Raw genomic sequence first — 19,223 nt, 5'->3', positions numbered from 1 at the left:
TTTTGTCGCAGTAGTCAGGTTTGTAACTACTGTTTTGGCAATGCGCCGTGGCTGGCTCTCTCGCCAGTTTAAGCCCAGCCAGTTGCCGCTTGCAAGCTAGTTAGGCATTCGTGCCGATGCAGGGATACCTGCTATTTTTGCCGTTCGCTAAAAACAGAAATACATTTCATGTCCGATACCGATAGCCAAAAAAAGGCTCTATTTCAGCAAGTTGCCGCCACGCTGCAGCAGCAAGGCTTCGCTATTGCCAAAGAAGACCCGACACGCCCTTGGGGTGGCTTTTTCGTTATTGATGAAAACCAGGCCCAGCAATTTGCCGACACCTATTTCAATGGCTTGTCGGTTGAGAACCTGCGTATTTCGGGCAAGCTCAGCCCGAAGATGCTGCTGGTGGCGCCCCACCAGCGCCTAAGCTGGCAGTACCACCATCGCCGGGCCGAAATATGGCAAGTGGTGCAAGGCCCCGTGGGCGTGGCTACCAGCGACACCGACGAGCAGGGCGAAGTGAAAAGCTACCAGGTGGGCGAACGCATCGTGCTCCGGCAAGGCGAGCGCCACCGCCTCGTGGGCCTGAAGGACTGGGGCGTGCTGGCCGAAATCTGGCAGCACACCGACGCCGACAACCCCTCCGACGAGGACGACATCGTGCGCGTGCAGGACGATTTCGGTCGCTAGCCGTCTGGCTGCCTCTATTGGTCACGCCTCCTTCTCTACTCATGAGCCCTTCCGAAACCAACGCAACCTCGGCCTTCGATAAAGCCCGCACCGGCCTCTGGACCAGTCTGCAAAAGCATCTGGCCAGCGTGTACGAGGCCGAAACTGCTTTTGCCCGGGCCACGGCCTTTGCCGAAGCGTTTCCCTTTGCGGCATCGGCGGCCAGTGCCGAACAACTGGCCGAGTACCAAGCGGCGCGCAACGCCTTGCGCGATTTGTTCACTGACGAAACCAACCAGCTTGATACGCTAAACAAAGCCATTCGCACCAAGGGCTACGCCGAGGCAGAGAAGAAGCAATTGTACCTGCTGTTGCTGGGCTACATGGACATCGCCGCGGCCGTGTTCGAGCGCCTGCACACCGAGGTGCCCAGGCCGCTGCCCAAAGACGAAGAGCTAGAGGAAACCACCGCCCGTTTCGACCGCGTGCGCAAGTTTGCCCGCCTCAACGTGAAAGGCATGGCCGGACTACTTGCGCTGCCAGGAAAATAGGTGGTGTGCCGTTGTCAAAAAAGGGAAGCCGGAATAGCAATTGCCTATTCCGGCTTCGCCTTTTTCAGCGCGTTGGTTAGCGACTGTTGTAGCTGGGCCCCTGAATCGGGCGGAGCCTGCTCGGTGATGTTGTATTGCTTTTGCAGGCGCTCCCATTCTTCAATGGGAATGAAAACACCGGTGATTTTGCCTTTGTCGTCGGAGAGGTATTTGATGTCCATTTGGGGTTATACTTAATTGTAAGGAAAGGTCCTGCGAATAAAAACGTCATGCTGAGCGCAGCCGAGGCATCTCGCGTGCCGAAGTAAACAGTGCCGTTGCTACGAAGCGAGCGAGATGCCTCGGCTGCGCTCGGCATGACGTTTTCTGAATAAAATTCTCATTGCCCCGGATGATACGTCTTCTCAACGTGTGCTTTCACATCTTCCGGGTAAAAGCGCACTTCTTTGAAGCGGCCGCTGCAGTATAAATCGGCCTGGTCGGTGAAATGCGGGGTGCCGGGCCGGCTGCTTTGCCCACCCGTGACGACGGAGCGCGCCACCACGCGCGGGCCAAATTCCACCACCGCCACGAAGCTGTTGCCTACGTTGCCGTAGCGCTTTTTCGTGCCGGGGTAGGCCCGCGCCCCAAAGGCGGCCAACGAGCCCCAGGCCGATGACGTGAAAGCTACCGGCAGGCTGGGCTGCTGGTCGTCGTACTGTTCCTCGATGCGGCCGGTGAGGCGCTGGTAGCGGTTCACTTCGCCCCAGGGTTTTTTCCAGGTGCCAAAGTCGCGGGTCAGGTCGTCGAGGGTTTCGGCCAGCGTGGCGACTTTTTCTGTGGGTGAAGTATTTTCCAGGGCGAAGTGCACGAAGCTGATGTAATCGAGCTGCGGCTGGGCGGCGGGCACGCGGGCGCGCGCCTTGGCCAGCAGCCGCTCGGCCCAATAAATCGCCACCGTTTGGGCCACTGAGGTTTGAGCGTAGTTGTGGTTCCAGGCACGTAGCAGGCCAATGGCTTCGGCCAGGGCGGGCGCGTCGGCTTTTTCGGCCGAGGTGGGCTGATAGGCAGCCAGCAGCGGCGGCAGTAGCTCGTCGAACGCCGTGAGGTGCGGGTCGTTGGCCGCTGCAATCAATGTGTCGAGGGTGAACGCGCCTTTGCGGCTGAGCACGCGCACGGCATTCAGGCCGCGGTAGTTTTCGGCGTCGGGCGCTTCGTATTTTGGAAAGCGGGCTTGACTGGGGCTGCCGGGGCCGCTCACGGTGTAGGGCGTCGAGTTGCAATTCTGGATGAAGCCGCTGGCGGGATTACGCACCTGCACCAGTTCACTCACCGGGTGGAAGCCCTGCCACTCAGTGGCCGAAGTGCTGCCGTCCACGGGCTGGCTCCATTCGAATTTTGGGTCTCGCCGGGGCATGAAATTGCCGTGCCAGTAGGCGATGCTGCCCTTGGCATCGGCAAAAACGGTGTTGTTCGAGGCGTTGCCGTTCAGCTTCATCACTTGCTGGAAGCTGGCATAGTCGGTGGCCTTAGTGCGCAGGTACGACTGTTGCAGGGCGGCCAGTGGCGCGTTCATCATGCGCACCGCCACCCACTGCTGGTCGGTTTTCTGGCCTACAATGGGGCCGTGGTGGGTGCGGTAGATGGTGAAGGTCTTGCGCAGCATTTTATCGCCCACCTTATAGGGCAACGACACTTTCTGCATTGTCACGGCGCGCAGCTTGCCGTCGTATTTGTAGTAAGGTTTGCCGTCCTTTTCCTCAATGGTTTCGAGGTATTCGTCCATCGAATCAGCTTGGCTGGAGGTGTGCATCCAGCCGCAGTGCTCGTTAAATCCCTGGTAGATAAAGAACTGGCCCCAGGTCACGGCCCCGTAGGCGTTCAGGCCCTGCTGGCTCACCATCTGCACCTCGGAGCGGAAGTAGAACGAGGTGTGCGGGTTGATGAGCAGCAGGGCGTGGCCGCTGGCGCTTTTGCTGGGCGCGATGGCGAAGCCGTTGGAGCCCACTGGCTCCCGGTCGGTGCGGCCAAAATCATTATCAATCCACGAGCTGGATTTCTTCAGGCTGTAAAACGCCTTCAGCCGCTCCAAGCTCACCACGCTGATGTTGCCGCCAATGCTGCCCTCGCTGAACATGAGCGGCATCCAAGGCTGAAAGCGCCGCAGCAGCCGCGGCTGCACGGTGGGGTGGGTGGCCAGATAGTAGTTGGTGCCGGCGGCGAAGGCATCAAGCAGCGCTTTCATGTCGGCCGGGCTCTTTTTGTAAATGGCAATGGCCTGCGTGCTGTCCAGAAACAGACGGGCGCGCAGGTCGTGGTAGAGCTGGGCTTCGCCCTCCACCTCGGCCAGCCGGCCAATGGCGTCGAGATAGTTGGTTTCAACGCGGTTGAAATCGTCCTCGCACTGTGCGTAAAGCAGGCCAAACACTGCGTCGGCATCGGTCTTGCCGTAGATGTGGGGCACGCCGTAGGTGTCGCGCGTGATGCTTACTTGCCGGGCTTGCTGCTGCCAGCGTGCCAGCTCGGCAGGGCTGAATTTCTGGGCCCTAGCGGTTGTAGCGGAAAGAAACAGGAGCAGCAACAGAAGCAGGCGCATCGGAGTGGCGGTGGGTGGCACGGTGGGCGCGAAAGTAAACGAAAAAGCCCCGGCCGGTGGGCCAGGGCTTTGCTTTACTATTGTCATCCTGAGCGCAGCGAAGGACCTTATCACGTTAGAACGGTAGTCGTTCAGCGGTGATGAGGTCCTTCGCTGCGCTCAGCATGACAGGAAGGGGTTTACGCAGAGAACGACGAGCCGCAGCCGCAGGTGCTCTTGGCCTGGGGGTTGTTGAACACGAAGCCGCGGGCGTTGAGGCCGTCCTGGAAGTCGACTTCCATGCCCAGCACATACATGGCGTGCTTTTTATCCATGATGAGCTTCAGCCCGTCGAGGTCGTAGGTTTCGTCGGCGTCTTTGGCTTTGTCGAAGCCCAGCAGGTAGCTCATGCCCGAGCAGCCGCCGCCCTGCACGCCGATGCGCAGGCCGTAGTCGGCGGGCACGTTTTTCTCGATAATGATATTTTTCACCTCCTGCACAGCGCGGTCGGTGAGGCTTATGGGGGCGAGGGTGGCAACAGAAGCCATAGTGAAAGACGATTTAAGAGGGATGGATAACAAAGATACTGCCGCCGTCGATGTTACCGTTAGTGGGCAGCAGGAAGGAAACAGTAGTTGGGGCCCGGCGGTTCACGGCGTAAGTTTGCGCGCCATGTGGTTTGCTATACAATCATTAAGTACGTCATGTTTTGCGGCGCGCCGTGTGACGTTCATCGCCATCATCTGCTTCTAATTAAAATGGATTCAACCACCTATTTCTACGACCTGCTCAAGATTATTCTGCCCGCTCTCATCGTGGCCGGGGCCATTTACCTGCTCTTCAAGCAGTTTTTGGAAAAGGAGCAGCAGCGCCGCCTGATTGAGCTACGCCTCGAAACCAACAAAACCACGTTGCCTCTGCGTCTGCAGGCCTACGAGCGGGTGGTGCTCTTTCTGGAGCGCATCTCGCCCAACAACATCCTCGTGCGCCTGAGCAGCGCCGGCTCCACCGCACCCGAGTTTCACCGCCTGCTCCAGCAGGAAATCCGGGCCGAGTACGAGCACAACCTCTCGCAGCAGCTCTACATCTCGGCCGATGCCTGGACGCTGGTGAAGGAAGCCAAGGAAAACGTGCTCACGATGGTAAACCGCGCCTTCCACGGCATCCAGAACCCGGCTCAGGCGCGCGGCACCGAGCTGGCCAAGCGCATTCTCGAAGGCCTGATGATGGACGGCGCCGAACCCACCGCGCAGGCATTGGCTGTGGTAAAGAACGAGGCCATTGGCTTGTTCTAAGCGCATGAAACGCCGGCGGCTGGCAGCGGGACTTGGCTTATCGTTGCTCTTGCCCGGAATGGCCGCGCAGGCCGAAGCCTTCAAGAGCAGCTCTATCTCGGTAGGGCAGGTGCTCGGGCTGATTTTTCTGTTCGCAGCAGGCATTCCGCTGGTCGTGGCTTTCGGCATGTACTGGCTGGTGTTTGCCGTAAAAGGAGCCCGGCCTTCCGCGGTAGCGGTTGCAGCAGTCAGCTTGTTGGCCTGGTGGCTGGGGTTGCTACTCCTCTGGCAAAGTGGCTCCGGGGAGTATTGGTTGCTGATTGTTGCCCTGGTAGCCGCTGCCGCATTTGGCGTTGGGTACGGCAGTGTGCCCAACGACGAACAGAACCACGACCTTTACTTATAGCAGCCGGCCTTGCTACACCGACGCTGCTACCGCTTCAATAGCCCGCTGGTAGCAGTCCTCGTAGCGCGGCACAATGTTTTCCACCGCAAACTCTTGGGCGCGGGCCAGGGCAGCGGCTTTGAAACGGGGTAGGTTCTCATCGTCCAGCACGTAGAGGGCATTTTTGACCATGTCCGCCACGTCGCCAATGTCGCTAATCATGCCGGTCACGCCGTGCACGTTCAGCTCGGGGATACCGCCGGCGTTGGTGCTCACCACCGGCACTTCGCAGGCCATGGCTTCGAGGGCGGCGAGGCCGAAGCTCTCGTTTTCGGAAGGCATCAGGAACAGGTCGCCCACGCTGAGGACTTCCTCTACGGCTTCGAGCTTGCCCAGAAAGCGCAGGTCGCGGTGTACGTCGAGGTCGCGGGCCAGCTTTTCCATGCGGTTGCGGTCGGGGCCGTCGCCCACCAGCAGCAGCTTGGCCGGAATCTGCTCGCGCACGCCCACGAAGATGCGTAGCACATCTTCCACCCGCTTCACCGTGCGGAAGTTGCTGGTATGAATGAGCAGCTTCTCGCCTTCCGGTGCAATAGCAGCCCGAAAATGGCTCTTCTCCTGCTTTTTGAAGCGGTGCAGGTCGATGAAGTTGGGAATGACGGTAATGTCTTTCTCGACGGCGAAATATTGGTAGGTTTCGCGCTTCAAATCATCAGAAACTGAAGTTACGCCGTCGCTCTGGTTGATGCTAAACGTCACGACCGGCTCGAAGCTGGAATCCTTGCCCACCAGAGTGATATCGGTGCCGTGCAGGGTCGTCACCACCGGAATGTGAATGCCGCGCGAGCGCAGAATCTGCTTGGCCATGAAGGCGGCCGAGGCGTGCGGAATGGCGTAGTGCACGTGCAGCACGTCGAGCTTCTCGTTCTGCACGATGTCGACCATCTTGCTAGTCAGCGCCAACTCGTAGGGCGGAAACTGAAACAGCGGATAAGCCGGCACATACACCTCGTGGTAGAAGAGGTTTTCGTTAAAGAAATCGAGCCGCACCGGCTGGCTGTAGGTGATGAAGTGCACGCGGTGCCCGCGTTGGGCCAGGGCTTTGCCCAACTCGGTGGCCACTACGCCGGAGCCACCAAAGGTGGGGTAACAAACGATGCCGATGTTCATGAGAAAGTGCTGTTGCGCTTAGCCAACCGGAAAAGGCGGCTAATGTTGCGGTGGCCTCAAGGTAGCTCGGCGCGCGTGAACGCAGTAGTTTTACCTCTGCTCAATGCAGCTATGCACAATGGAAAATAAACTAATTCGACAGCTTGAAGCGGTTATGCTGGCAGGGGTAGCTGTGCCGTTGCCAATAAAACAGCTCTATGAGTGGATAGAAGCTAACGGGTTCTATATTGATAACGACGGCGGAAGAATTGGCTTTCTTTATCCTGAGCAGGATTTACAGGAAAGTTGGACCGACGAAGGCCGACGCGGCGGAACGAACATTGAATTTGCCGCATCCGGCAACGCAAACCTGAAATATTGGTTCGGCGCCGAGCACGAGGAGGTGAACCGCCGGGTCTGCGTCTTTGGAAAAACCGGCGGCGAGGGCTCGGAATGCGCTTTTTGGATGAGTGACACCGGCGAGTTGAAAATTGTGCACATGGGCTCGGGTTCGGGCTCGGTGCTGAACTGCGTGCTGGCCGACAACGCCGTGGATTTCCTGCGCTTGCTGGCCATCGGCTACGACGAAATTTGCTGGTCAGAGGAGTTTGTAGCTCCGCCGAACGAACTGAATGAGGATTTTAAAGTCGAGCCCAACGTGGAATTTCAGGAATGGGTGAGAAGCACGTTCAAAGTAGAAATCCCAAAAATGGCGCTGGAAATCGTGAGGCACCCATCCGATATGGGTGACGAAGATTCCGAAGACGAATTCTGCCGCTGGTGCCAGCAATTCATTGCCTAAAAAAGCCAAAGGCCCAACGTTACTGCTGCGCCTTTGGCTTTCAAGCAAATAATCTAATAAGAACTATTTCTGCGCTGCGCTAGCCGTGGCTAATTTCTTGGCCTGCTCCGCCGCCAACGATTTGTAAATCACCTCGTGGATGCGCGTGCGGATATTGTACTGGCGCAACTTGTTGTTGCCGGCGTCGGGGTACACGCGGTTGGAGAGGAAGACGTAGAGAATCTGGTTGTCGGGGTCCATCCACACGCAGGTACCCGTGAAGCCCGTGTGGCCGAAGGTGCTGGCCGGCGAGAGGTTGCTGGTGGGGCCTTCGGGCTTGCTGGGGTCGCCGTGGTCCCAGCCCAAGCCGCGCCGGCCGCCGTTCTGGGGTCGGGCAAATTCGCTCACGACGGGGTTTTGAAAGTAGCGGGTGCCGCCGTAGTTGCCGTTTTGCAGGTTCATCTGCATCAGCACGGCCAGGTCGTTGGCCGTGGCAAAAAGGCCGGCGTGGCCGCCCACGCCGCCCACAAGGGCAGCGGTTTGGTCGTGCACGGTGCCTTGCAGCTGCTCGCGGCGGTAGTAAGTATCTTTTTCGGTAGGTGCGATGCAGCTTTTGGGGAAGCGCTGCAGCGGATTGTATGTCATGCTGCCCAGGCCCAGCGGACGGTAGAAGTTGGCCTCGAGAAAGTTCTCAATCGGCTGATTGAGAATCTTTTCGCACACCCGCTTCATCACGATGAAGCTGAGGTCGGAATATTCTGTCGGGTATCTGCCTTTCACTTTCGGCAGCAAGCTCGAGCGCATGGTCCAGGCCCACACCGAGTCGTCGGCGGCTTTGGTGCTGTACTCGCCGGGCGCCACTTCGTTGGGGAAGTCGTCGGAGCGGATGCTGGCGTAGAAGGTGGGCTTGAGTTGGCCGTCGCGCATGGTGCGCTCCCACGTGGGGATGCCCGGCTTGAGGCCAGCCTGGTGCAGCAGCACGTCGCGAATGGTCATCTCGCGCTTGTTGGTGCGGGCCAACTCGGGCAGATAAGCCGATACTTTCTCCTCAATGTTCAGCTTGCCCTGGTCTTTGAGGTACATCACGGCCTGCAGCGTTCCGGCCACCTTCGTCACCGACGCCAAGTCGTACAAGGTGCTGCTGGTCACGGGTTGGCTCTCGTCGTAAGTGCAGTAGCCGTAGCTCTGGTCGAACACCACGGTGCCGTTCTTGGCCACCAGCACCTGGCAACCGGGAGCCGCGGCGTAGGTCTGGCTTTCGAGGGCAATGTTATCAATCTGGGCCAGTACCCGCGAGCTCAGGCCCTGGCTTTCGGGCACAGCGTAGCGCAGGCGGTGCAGGTCGGGGGTGGCAATGCCGGTGGCCACGGGCATGGTGGGCGACACCGTGACGGGCAGCTTACCTCGCGCCGGCAGCGCGCCAAACAGCACCTGCGGCACCACAATCTGGGCCGCGTAATGGTCTTCGTAGCCGCACACCAGCGTGCGGGCGCCCTCCAAAAACTTCAGCGAGTAAGCGTTGCCCATGGCCACCACCACCGTCTTAAAGCGCTTGTTGGCCTGCAGCTGCTTGATGAATTTCAGTGCCCCGTCGCCAATGCCATAGTTGTGGCTGGGCGTATTGTTCATGGCGTGCAAGCTCACCACCACCACGTTGTAGCCATTCAGCCGGCTGCCAATGCGCGCAAACGTGCTGTCCGGGGCGTAGCGGTCGGGCACGGCATACACCGGGCCGGGCTGGTACTTGTTAAAGATGGTGGCGTAGGGCCCCTCGGGCTGGGTGCCGATGGTGATGGCCGCCATGCGCAGAGTATCGAGCCGCTGGAAGGGGAGGAGCTTGTCCTCGTTTTTCACCACCGTCACGGCGTGCTCAAAAATCTCCTGGGCCAGTACTTTCGACTTGGGCAGGTTGAGGCTGTCGCGCAGGGTAGCCAGGTTCACGGGCTTGTAGTTGGCCAGGCCGGCCCAATACTTGGCCCGCAAAATCTTCTTCACGCGCAGGTCCAAGTCTTCCTGACGGAGCGTGCCGGCTGCCACGGCCTCCCGAATGCGGAGCAAGGCCGACGGCACATCTTCCGAAAACAGCAGAATGTCGTTGCCGGCTGCCAGGGCCATGGCATCCAGCTCGCCGTCTTTATAAAGCTTGCTCACGCTCTTCATGTTGAGCGCATCGGTGAAAACCAGGCCTTTGAAGCCCATTTTGTCCTTGAGCAGGTCCGTAACGAGGGCGCGGGAAAGGGTGGTGGTTTTAGCGTTCGTGGTGTCGAAAAGCGGCATGTAAAGGTGGGCCACCATCACGCCCATAATGCCGTCCTCAAACGACTGCTGGAAGGGCACCAGATCCACTTTGGTCAGCCTGGCCAGGTCGGTGTTGATGACCGGTAAAGCTACGTGCGAGTCGGTATCAGTGTCGCCGTGGCCGGGGAAGTGCTTGGCCACGGCCATCACCTTGTTATCCTGCAAGCCCTTGAGATACTGCGAGCCGAGCGTGGCCACGCGGTTCTGGTCTTCGCCAAACGAGCGGTTGCCGATGACGGGGTTGCCGGGGTTGGAGTTCACGTCGAGCACCGGCGCGAAGTCGATGTGCACGCCCAGGGCCCGCATCTTGCGGGCAATGTCTTGGCCCATCTGGTACACGTACTTGGGGTCGTCCATGGCCCCCAGCGTCATCTGCTTGGCGAAGTGGGCCGAGGAGTCGAGGCGCATGTCGAGGCCCCACTCGGCGTCCATGGCCATCAGCAGCGGCACCTTGGCCGCGGCCTGCAAGCGGTTGGCCATGAGGGCCTGGCGCTTGGGGCCGCCCTGCATAAACATCACGCCGCCAATGTTCTGGTTGCGCACCAGCCGCTCGATGCGCTCCACGTGGCTGCGGTCCTTGTTAGAGTAAGCCGCCACCATGAAAAACTGGCCCAGGCGCTGCTCCGGCGTGAGCGAGTTGAACACGCTATCCACCCAGGCCACTTCGGCCGGGGTGTTGGTGAACGGGTCAGCGGGCAGCTTTTTGACCTCCGAAAACGACAGCAGCAAACCCGCCGTCAGCAGCAGGGCCGCCGTGCTCAGCAGGAAAGGGATGCGCATCAGCCCCTTGGGGTTGGTGGGTTGGTTCAATGGGCAAACGGGCCGCGGAGGCCGTACTTTTGTCGTGGGTAGCAGCGGAACCCCCGGGCCGGGTTCGGAGGTTCCACTGCTAGCAAAAGGGAGTCGGTGCTTGATAGGCAGTAGTCGGAAGAAAAAGCTCTTAATCTGACTACTAACCAGCAAACACCGATTACGTGCAGTCGGTCATTTTGGCCGCAAAGGTACGCAAAAACTCCCGCTACGGGTTTATAACGCGGCCGATTTTTGCTTATTGTCGGGCACGGTTTCGCTTGTCTCCGTGCCGATTAGCTTTCTCAAGTTCTCCAAGCGCCAGCTGAAGCGTGCGCTACCTCCTATGCCTGATATTATTCACCTGCTTCCCGAATACCTCGCCAACCAGATTGCGGCCGGCGAGGTGGTGCAGCGCCCCGCCTCGGTGGTGAAGGAACTGCTGGAAAATGCCGTCGATGCCGGCGCCACTCAGGTTCAACTCATTGTGAAAGAGGCTGGCAAGCAGCTCGTGCAGGTAGTCGACAACGGCGCGGGCATGAGCCCCACCGACGCCCGCATGAGCCTGGAGCGCCATGCCACCAGCAAAATCCGCTCTACCGAAGACCTATTTAAAATTCGCACGCTCGGCTTCCGCGGCGAGGCGCTGGCCAGTATCGCGGCCGTGGCCCAGGTTGAAATCCGCACCAAGCAGCGCGAGCACGACACCGGCACGCTGCTGCTTGTAGAGGGTTCCCAAATCACCAGCCAGCAGCCCACGGCCTGTCCCGACGGCACCAGCATTTCGGTGAAGAACCTGTTCTTCAACGTGCCCGCCCGCCGCAACTTCCTAAAGAGTAACGCCGTGGAAATGCGGCACATTCTCGACGAGTTTCAGCACGTAGCCCTTGCCAACCCGCAGATTGCCTTTTCACTCTACCAAAATGATTTGGAGGTATTTGGCCTGCCGGCCGGCAAGCTCAGCCAGCGCATTGTGGCCCTGTTGGGCAACGGCTATAAGGAACAGCTGGCGGCCTGCGAGGAAGTAACGCACGCCATTTCGGTGCGCGGCTTCGTGGGCAAGCCGGAGTCGAGCAAGAAAAGCCGGGGCGACCAGTTCTTCTTCGTAAACAACCGCTTCATCCGCTCGGCCTACCTCAACCACGCCGTACTGGCGGCCTACGAAGGCCTGCTGGCCCGCGACACGCACCCCTTCTACGTGCTGTTTCTGGAGCTTGACCCCAAGACCATCGACATCAACGTACACCCCACCAAAACGGAAATCAAGTTCGAGGACGAGAAAACCGTGTACGCCGTGGTGCGCGCCGCCGTGAAGCAAAGCTTGGGCATCCACAACATCGCGCCCTCGCTGGATTTCGACGGCGACGTGAATTTTGCGCCCATCCGGCCGCTGCGGGCGGGCAAGGGCACGGGCGAAGCGCCCACTACCGCCAACGACCACCTGCCTGCCGCCACCCCCGCGGCCCGGGCCGCCAGCGCCGCCGACACCTTCCGGCCCGATGCGCTGGCTGCTGCGGCTGCGGCGGCCACGCGCAGCCCCGCCGCCAACAACTCAGGCTTCTCGAACTTCTCGCCCGAAACCCGGCGCGACGGCTACGAGCGCCAGCTGCCGCCCCGCCCCACCGAGCAGGCCCGGCGCGAGCTCGAAGCTTTCTACCGCGAACTGGGCCAGCCCGTGCGCGAAGACCGCACCGTGGGTGCCGACAACCCCGTGGTGCGCAGCTTCGAGGCCGATGCGCCCGCCGAACTGGCCGCGCCCCCGGTCGAAAAGCCGGATTTCTCGCTGGGCCTGACCATGCCCGACGCGGGGCCCACTGCCCCGGCCGTGCCCGCCCGTGAGGGCGGCGCGGCCAGCCGGGCGGTGCAGGTGCAGCAGCGCTATGTGCTGGTGCCGGTGAAGTCGGGGGTGCTGCTGATTGACCAGGAGGCGGCGCGCGAGCGGATTCTGTACGAGCAGTACCGGCAGGAACTGGGCCAGGCTGTGGGCTCGTCGCAAACGCTGCTGTTTCCGCGCACGGTTACGTTTTCGCCCGCCGATTTTGCCGTGCTGCGCGAGCTCACCGAGCCGCTGCACGCGCTGGGCTTCATTTTCACGGAGTTCGGGCCCAACACCATTGCCGTGGAGGCCATTCCGGCCGGCATGCCAGCCCAGAACGAAAAGGAGCTGCTGGAAGGCCTGATTGAGCAGTTCCGCACCACGGCCGGCCCGCTCAAGCTCGACCAGAGCGAGCGCCTGGCCCGGGCGCTGGCCCGCCGCGTGGCCGCCGGCACGGCCGGCACCCGCCTGCCCGAAGCCGAGCTCAGCGCCCTGGCCGACCGCCTGTTTGCCTGCCAAACGCCCGGCTACACCCCCGACGGCCGCAAAACCCTGGTGCTGCTGGACGGGCAGCAACTGGCCGATTTTTTCCGTAAGTGACCCGCCGGCCATGCGGTGGGCACGGCGTCTTACCTTCGCTTCATGTTTAATCTCACCCCCACGGTTCGCAACCTGTTGATTGCTAACGTGCTTTTTCTCGTTGCCCAGCAAAGCCTGCTGCCATTGCTCACCCAGATAGGCAGTCTGTATCCCATTGGCACGCCGCTCTACTATCCCTGGCAGTTTTTTACTTACATGTTTCTGCACAGCGGCTGGGGGCACCTTTTCTCCAATATGCTGGCCCTGCTCGTGTTCGGGCCCCGGTTGGAGCAACTGTGGGGGGCGACGCGGTTTCTGACCTTTTGGCTGGTGTGCGGGGTGGGGGCCGGCCTATGCTACGACGGCGTGCGTGCCGTCGAGATTTATCGCATGGAACAGTCGCAGCGGGAGTTCCGGCAGGCACCGAGCGGACCGGACTATGTCGGCTTCTTCGAAAAGCACCTGCCCGAAGCTTCCGGCTACCAGGACCTGGCTGTTGCGCTGGACCGCGAGCCCCAAAACCAAGCTTACATCGCCCAGGCCAACCGGGAAATTGGCGAAGCGGTGGCTTACGTGCGCGATTCGCGCGCCGCGGGCATGCTGGGCGCGTCGGGCGCAGTTTTCGGGATTCTCTTCGCGTTTGCCTACCTGTTTCCGAACCTGGAGATGTACCTGCTGTTCATCCCCTTTCCCATTAAGGCCAAGTATCTCGTCTTCGTCGACATCATGTACGAGCTTTACCGCGGCACGCACCGGGTGCCCGGCGATGACATTGCGCATTTTGCGCATTTGGGCGGGGCACTGGTCGCCTTTATTGCGCTCAAAATATGGGAAGGCGGCAGTGGCCGGGAACGGTTTCGCTAAAACGCGGTTGATGCTATAGCCCGCCGCAGCACCCGCGGCCCGCTATTTTTGTGCACCTGATTTAATTGCTGACACGAGCCATGAGCATCGTTCAAGACATTCGCCTCGCTTTCAGCCGGCGCGACAACGCCCTCGTTAAGCTCATCTGGCTTAACGTGCTGGTGTTTGTGGGCGTGGTGCTGCTCGAAGCCGGCACCTACCTTTCGCAGTCGCCCGGTGTCCTGTTCCGGGTCATGAGCCAGCTGGAGCTGTCGGCCAACCTCGGCGAGGTGGCCCGCCACCCCTGGACGGTGCTCACCTATGCCTTCACTCACCAGGGCTTCCTGCACATCTTATTCAATATGCTGCAGCTGTACTGGTTTGGGCAACTACTGCAGGAATACCTCGGCGACCGGCGCCTGGTGAGCGTCTACGTGCTGGGCGCTCTGGTGGGGGCCGCCACCTGCCTGCTCGGCTACAACCTCATTCCGGTGCTGATGCCGTACGCTGCCGCCGGCCAGCTGGTGGTGGGAGCTTCGGGCGCCGTCACGGCAGTCATCGTGGCTGCGGCCACGCTGCTGCCCGATTATACCTTCATGCTGATTCTCATCGGCCCGGTGCGCATTAAGTGGATTGCGGCGGTTGTCATCATTCTTTCCATCGCCGGCCTCTCGGGCAACCCTGGCGGCATGCTGGCCCACTTGGGGGGCGCTCTGCTGGGCTTCGTGTTCATCAAGCAGCTGCAGGCCGGGCGCGACCTGGGCCGCCCCGTGCAGGCCGTGGGTAATTTTTTCAGCCGCCTTACCAGCAGCCGGCCGGCCATGCGTGTGAGCAGCACCACGCGCCGCCCCGAAACGGTGACCACTGCCTCGGCCAGCGGCGCCAAGAAGCCCGTTGCCCCCGGCCAGCCCCTGCAAGACGAAATCGACACCATCCTGGATAAGATTTCGCGCTCGGGCTATGAGAGTCTGAGCAAGGAGGAAAAGCAAAAACTGTTCCGGGCCAGCCAGCAGTAAGTTTTTCGCAGCAATTCGCGCATGTTCTCGGCCGCCCGCATTCAAGCCCTGCGCAAAAGCAAAGGCTATTCGCAAGAGCTTTTGGCCGAACAGTCGGGCGTGAGCTTGCGCACCATTCAGCGGGTGGAACAAGGCGAAACTGTGCCGCGCGGCCACACTGTGCAGGCCCTGGCCACGGCCCTCGACGTGCCGCTCGAAGCCTTGCTCATGGTGCCTGAGCCGGGGGCCGAGCTAGATGCCGGAGAACCCACCCGCGTGGGAACTGAACCGCTACTTGCCGCCGCGCCTTCTGCACCCGCTCCACCTGCGCTGCGTTCCGACCCGCATTTGCTGGAACTGCTCAACCTGAGCGCGCTGTGCCTGTTGGTGTTTCCCTTTCTCAACCTGCTGGTGCCCTACCTGCTGTGGCGCAAGCACCGCCACCACACCGCCCACGCTGCGGAGGTGGGCCGGCGGGTGCTGGGGTTTCAGGTACTGTGGCAGGTGGCCAGCTTCTTCAGCTACCTCATGGTGCTGCTGCTGCAAGCGGCCATGTTCTTCTACTTTGGGGTGGTGCTGAAGGGCGTGTTTCTGGCCGTTTTTGTGCTCACTTATCTGGTCAATGTGGTGACGGTGGGCTACAATCAACTGCTGCTACGGCGCGGTCGGCTCGACATTTACCCCATCCGACTGTAGGTAAAGGTTGAAATGTTGCTATCTGATGGTCAATAGGTTAATCTAAGTGGCGTTAAAATGTCGTTACAATGGCGCCGGGAATGGGGGAGGGGGCCGGGTAGTTTTGACCCAGTCTTCCACCCCTTATTTCTGCAGCCATGAAAGTCCTGTTTAAAGTCCTGCTGGCCATCTTTGCCCTGTTTGTTTTAGCCGGCATCGGTGGCTACTTCTACTTCCGCCAGCAGTTCCAGGCGCCCGCCAATCAGCTCACCGTTTCGCAGCTGCCAGCCACTACCCGCTTCGCGTGGCGCGCCGATACCACCGCCACTCGTATCACGCCCCACGCCGTGCTGCTGGTGCCCATCTTGCTGCCCAACTGCCCGCGCACCTGCTACCTGCAATTCGACACCGGCGCGCCTTACACACTGCTCTACTCACACGCGCTGGCGGCTCTGCAGGCCAGCTACCCCGCTGCCAGCCCAGCCCTGAAACCCCAGGCTGGCGCCCTCCAGAACTTTCCGTTCACCATCGGTCAGGGCCAGGTAGCAGCGCGCACCATTCGGGTACGGGAAATGGGCGCCCGTACGCTGCCAGCCGACAGCACCGCGCCCTTCGTCATCGGAACATTAGGCACCGACTTGCTGGAAGGCCGCGTATTGGTCATCGACTACGCCCGCCAGCGCTTTGAACTGCGTACCGACGTACCCGATAGCTTGGCCCGCCGCGCTGTGTTTGCTCCGCTGGCGTTTGAGCAGCGGCGCGTGCTGCTGAGTGCCGGCCTGCAAGGCACCGATAAACAGTTGCTTTTCGACTCAGGCAGTAGCGCCTTCGCCTTGCTCACCTCGCAGGCATCGTGGCAGGAACTAGCCCAACCGGGCGCCCCCGACCAAGTCACGCCGGTCAATTCCTGGGGCAAAACCCTGACGGCTCACACCGCGCCCACCGCCGCCCGGCTGCAAATTGGCGCCACAGCCCTGCCGCTCGGCACCGTCACCTACATAGATGGCACCACCTTCATGCAACGCACGCTAATGCGCTTCTCGGGCATGGGCGGCATGCTTGGCAACAAAGTGTTCAGCCAGCACACGCTCATTCTGGATGTGAAGGGCGGGCGGTTTGGGGTGGTCGTAGCGCCCAGGCGTTGAAATGCTTAATAGATGTCGTACTTGATATCAGGCCGGTTGTGGGTGTAGAAGTAGGCATAGTTCGAGCACATTTCTTCCCAGCCCGTTTCGGTGGCAAACTTCTCCTGCATCACGTCTTCCCAGGCCAGGCGCATTTGCCGGGCGCACACCAATGGCCGGACTTGCCCGACGCCCGTTCCCAGCCCCGGCACGGCCAGCGTCTTCACCACCTCACTCACGGCTTGGCCCGAGGCCAGCTTGCCGTAGCGCACCAGCTTCAGAATGGCTTTCATGGCCAGGTACACGTTGGGGCCGCGCGTGATAGTCATGGGCGTGCGCATGGTGGGCGCCGCAATCAGGTAGGGGAAATCGGCGTGGCCGGTGGCAATAATGTCGGCCTGCCCTACCAGCAATTCCCCGTAATATTTTTCGCGGATGAGGCGCTGTAGGTCCTTCTCCAGGTGCCAGCCCAGGTTTTTGGAGATGGCAAAATCCAGCCCGCCGTTCATGTATCCGAAGCTGTTGGCCGGGCTGATAAGCGCATCGGCGGGGTAATCGAAAATGGAGCCGAGGTGAATGGTAACCTGCGGCACGTCGGCAAAAACTTTTTCCCAGGCGTCGGTCACCTCGGGGTTGGTGTCAATCAGATTTAGGTGCATGAAGTGGTGTTGGCCCGCAAGATACTGATTCCCAATAGTACTTGGGCTTGTGCCTGCATCGTTCCGTTCTGGTTAGCTTTGCGCCACACCCATAAGCTGGCTTAGCACGACATGTTTTTCTTCCTGGGAGTTATGTTGGGGCTGCGATTGATAGTGTGGCCTCTACTTATTGTGCTGCATGAGCTGGGGCATGCCTTGCCGGCGCTGCTGTTCACCCGCGCCAAGGTGACGGTGTACCTGGGTTCCTACGACGACAGCGCCAATTCGTGGCGAACGCAGCTCGGCCTACTGGAAATTTACGCGAAGCGAAGCTTTTTTTGGAACGTCGGGCGTTGCGTGCCAAGCAGCCAGAACATGACCACCACCCAGCAGATAATCATGGTGTTGGGCGGAGCGGTAGGTGCGTTCGCGGTGGCGGCGCTCGGGTTCTGCGGTGCGTTGGTATTTGACCTGCACGGGGCCCTGAAACTATTCATGTTTTCGTTGACCCTGGTGGCGGCCGCCATGTTGGTGGGCAACCTGGCGCCCCGCGAGCGCAACGGCATGGCCAACGACGGCTGGCTGTTGAAGCAGTTGCTTGCCAACCGTATGGTGCAGAATACCTTCGCGCCAGAACTGGAGCAGCTCATTGCCCGGTCCCGCGAAGTCGCCATCGATTTGGGCTACGACTACATTTCAACCCGCCATCTCTTCCTGGCCGATTGCCTGATGCCCTACCGGTATTCACTGGCCAATGTGTTCTTCCCCGACCCGGCCGCGCGCGAAGCCTACTACGAGCAGCACCGGGTGGGGCCAGCCAACCCGGCTGCTGGCTCCCTGCCGCTCACCCAGGAGTTCGACCAGGCCCTGCGAAGGGCCCCAGCTGCCCGCCGCCACGGTTTGAGCAAGCAGCTGTACCCGTGTCATGTGTTTCTGGCCGCCACCGAAGTGGCTAACTCCGAGTTCAACCGAGTCGCGATGGATGCCGCCACCCTGCCGCAGACACTGCTCTCGCACTACCGGCTGTTCGACGAGTTGTGGAAACGCTGACGCTCTATAAATGAAAAAGCCCCGCCGGCACTGGCCGGCGGGGCTTTTTAGCAAAACAATGAATTAAGCCGGCTGGGCGGCGGTCATTTTGTCGAGTGCGTCCATCACCTCTTTCACGTGGCCGCGCGAGGTTTCGAGCAGAGCTTTCTCCTCGTCGTTGAGCTGCAGTTCGATTACTTTCTCGATGCCGTTTTTGCCCAGAATCACCGGAGCGCCCAGGTACACGCCGTCGATGCCGTACTCGCCTTCGAGCTTAATGCACACCGGGAACACGCGGCGCTGGTCGCGCACGATGGCTTCCACCATTTGGGCAGCGGCCGCGCCGGGGGCGTACCAGGCCGAGGTGCCCATCAGCTTCACCAGCTCGCCACCGCCGTTGGTGGTGCGGGCCACGATGGCGTCCAGCTTGTCTTTGTCAATCAGTTCCGTTACGGGGATGCCGCCTACGGTGGTGTAACGGGGCAGGGGCACCATGGTGTCGCCGTGGCCGCCCATCAGCACAGCTTGAATGTCTTTGGGGCTCACGTTCAGGGCCTCAGCCAGGAAGGCGCGGTAGCGGGCCGTGTCCAGAATGCCGGCCATGCCGAACACCTTGGTGCGGTCGAGACCCGAGGTGAGGTGGGCCTGGTAGGTCATCACGTCGAGCGGGTTGCTCACGATGATGATGATGGCGTTGGGCGAGTATTTCACCACCTGCTCGGTCACCGATTTCACGATGCCGGCGTTGGTCGAAATCAGGTCGTCGCGGGTCATGCCGGGCTTGCGGGGCAGGCCCGAGGTAATCACCACCACATCGGAACCAGCCGTGCGGCTGTAGTCGCCGGTCACGCCCACCGTGCGCGAGTCGTAGCCGATGATGGGCGCCTTTTGCCAGATGTCGAGGGCTTTGCCTTCGGCGAAACCTTCTTTGATGTCAACCAGAACAATTTCGTTGGCAATTTCACGGGTGGCAAGCACATCGGCGCAGGTAGCGCCCACGTTGCCGGCTCCGACTACGGTAACCTTCATGGGGATGGGAGTTGAATGAGAAAACGATGTCGGCCGTAAAAGTACGGCCGAATGCAATTT

Annotated in this window: 18 protein-coding genes; 11 read left to right on the top strand and 7 right to left on the bottom strand. The window is 60.6% G+C overall.

What is annotated here, in order from left to right:
• The first annotated feature begins 168 nt into the window (after positions 1–168).
• Positions 169–675, top strand: a complete 507-nt coding sequence (locus I2I01_RS17315; protein WP_196287762.1) for a cupin domain-containing protein — start codon at positions 169–171, stop codon at positions 673–675.
• Positions 676–716: 41 nt separating this feature from the next.
• Complete coding sequence (locus tag I2I01_RS17310) at positions 717–1,205, top strand: hypothetical protein (RefSeq protein ID WP_196287761.1); 489 nt, start codon at positions 717–719, stop codon at positions 1,203–1,205.
• A gap of 44 nt (positions 1,206–1,249) precedes the next feature.
• Here I2I01_RS17310 and I2I01_RS17305 read toward each other — a convergent pair whose 3' ends face one another.
• From I2I01_RS17305 to I2I01_RS17295, 3 genes are all read right to left on the bottom strand, one after another.
• The gene (locus tag I2I01_RS17305) at positions 1,250–1,426 is read right to left on the bottom strand and encodes a hypothetical protein (RefSeq protein ID WP_196287760.1); all 177 of its coding nucleotides are present in this window, start codon (positions 1,424–1,426) and stop codon (positions 1,250–1,252) included.
• Positions 1,427–1,584: 158 nt separating this feature from the next.
• A complete protein-coding gene (locus I2I01_RS17300) occupies positions 1,585–3,780 on the bottom strand; it encodes a penicillin acylase family protein (RefSeq protein ID WP_196287759.1) in 2,196 nt (731 codons plus the stop codon).
• Positions 3,781–3,959: 179 nt separating this feature from the next.
• The gene (locus tag I2I01_RS17295; RefSeq protein WP_196287758.1) at positions 3,960–4,307 is read right to left on the bottom strand and encodes a HesB/IscA family protein; all 348 of its coding nucleotides are present in this window, start codon (positions 4,305–4,307) and stop codon (positions 3,960–3,962) included.
• Positions 4,308–4,517: 210 nt separating this feature from the next.
• On the opposite strand from I2I01_RS17295, the gene I2I01_RS17290 reads away from it, so the two are divergent.
• Positions 4,518–5,054 carry a DUF7935 family protein gene (locus tag I2I01_RS17290; protein ID WP_196287757.1) on the top strand — a complete coding sequence of 179 codons (537 nt, stop codon included), beginning with the start codon at positions 4,518–4,520 and terminating at the stop codon, positions 5,052–5,054.
• 58 nt (positions 5,055–5,112) lie between these two features.
• Positions 5,113–5,439, top strand: coding sequence for a hypothetical protein (locus tag I2I01_RS17285; RefSeq protein WP_196287756.1), 327 nt, complete (start codon positions 5,113–5,115; stop codon positions 5,437–5,439).
• A 12-nt stretch (positions 5,440–5,451) separates the two neighbouring features.
• On the opposite strand, the gene bshA is transcribed toward I2I01_RS17285, so the two are convergent.
• Positions 5,452–6,588, bottom strand: a complete 1,137-nt coding sequence (bshA, locus tag I2I01_RS17280) for an N-acetyl-alpha-D-glucosaminyl L-malate synthase BshA (protein ID WP_196287755.1) — start codon at positions 6,586–6,588, stop codon at positions 5,452–5,454.
• A 118-nt stretch (positions 6,589–6,706) separates the two neighbouring features.
• Between bshA and I2I01_RS17275 the strand changes: the two genes are divergently transcribed.
• Positions 6,707–7,369: an SMI1/KNR4 family protein gene (locus tag I2I01_RS17275; RefSeq protein ID WP_196287754.1), complete on the top strand. Its 663-nt coding sequence runs from the start codon at positions 6,707–6,709 to the stop codon at positions 7,367–7,369.
• 63 nt (positions 7,370–7,432) lie between these two features.
• On the opposite strand, the gene I2I01_RS17270 is transcribed toward I2I01_RS17275, so the two are convergent.
• On the bottom strand, positions 7,433–10,456 hold the full coding sequence (locus tag I2I01_RS17270) for a glycoside hydrolase family 3 N-terminal domain-containing protein (RefSeq protein WP_211538015.1): 3,024 nt from the start codon (positions 10,454–10,456) through the stop codon (positions 7,433–7,435).
• A 325-nt stretch (positions 10,457–10,781) separates the two neighbouring features.
• Here I2I01_RS17270 and mutL point away from each other — a divergent pair, with 325 nt between their 5' ends.
• From mutL to I2I01_RS17245, 5 genes are all read left to right on the top strand, one after another.
• Entirely contained in the window at positions 10,782–12,851 is a 2,070-nt protein-coding gene (gene mutL / locus I2I01_RS17265) for a DNA mismatch repair endonuclease MutL (protein WP_196287753.1), read from the top strand.
• A 42-nt stretch (positions 12,852–12,893) separates the two neighbouring features.
• Entirely contained in the window at positions 12,894–13,694 is an 801-nt protein-coding gene (locus I2I01_RS17260) for a rhomboid family intramembrane serine protease (protein ID WP_196287752.1), read from the top strand.
• 80 nt (positions 13,695–13,774) lie between these two features.
• Entirely contained in the window at positions 13,775–14,689 is a 915-nt protein-coding gene (locus I2I01_RS17255) for a rhomboid family intramembrane serine protease (protein ID WP_196287751.1), read from the top strand.
• Positions 14,690–14,710: 21 nt separating this feature from the next.
• Entirely contained in the window at positions 14,711–15,364 is a 654-nt protein-coding gene (locus I2I01_RS17250; RefSeq protein ID WP_196287750.1) for a helix-turn-helix domain-containing protein, read from the top strand.
• Between the two features lie 137 nt (positions 15,365–15,501).
• The gene (locus I2I01_RS17245) at positions 15,502–16,488 is read left to right on the top strand and encodes a hypothetical protein (RefSeq protein WP_196287749.1); all 987 of its coding nucleotides are present in this window, start codon (positions 15,502–15,504) and stop codon (positions 16,486–16,488) included.
• A 5-nt stretch (positions 16,489–16,493) separates the two neighbouring features.
• On the opposite strand, the gene I2I01_RS17240 is transcribed toward I2I01_RS17245, so the two are convergent.
• Positions 16,494–17,126, bottom strand: a complete 633-nt coding sequence (locus tag I2I01_RS17240; RefSeq protein WP_196287748.1) for a macro domain-containing protein — start codon at positions 17,124–17,126, stop codon at positions 16,494–16,496.
• A 153-nt stretch (positions 17,127–17,279) separates the two neighbouring features.
• Between I2I01_RS17240 and I2I01_RS17235 the strand changes: the two genes are divergently transcribed.
• A complete protein-coding gene (locus tag I2I01_RS17235; protein ID WP_196287747.1) occupies positions 17,280–18,155 on the top strand; it encodes a hypothetical protein in 876 nt (291 codons plus the stop codon).
• Positions 18,156–18,218: 63 nt separating this feature from the next.
• On the opposite strand, the gene mdh is transcribed toward I2I01_RS17235, so the two are convergent.
• Positions 18,219–19,163: a malate dehydrogenase gene (gene mdh, locus I2I01_RS17230; protein ID WP_196287746.1), complete on the bottom strand. Its 945-nt coding sequence runs from the start codon at positions 19,161–19,163 to the stop codon at positions 18,219–18,221.
• Positions 19,164–19,223: the final 60 nt, after the last annotated feature.

The organism is Hymenobacter properus, from assembly GCF_015694735.1.
Taxonomy (GTDB): Bacteria; Bacteroidota; Bacteroidia; order Cytophagales; family Hymenobacteraceae; genus Hymenobacter; species Hymenobacter properus.
The sequence above is the reverse complement of the archived record's forward strand: the minus strand, read 5'-3'. Positions and strand labels throughout refer to the sequence as shown.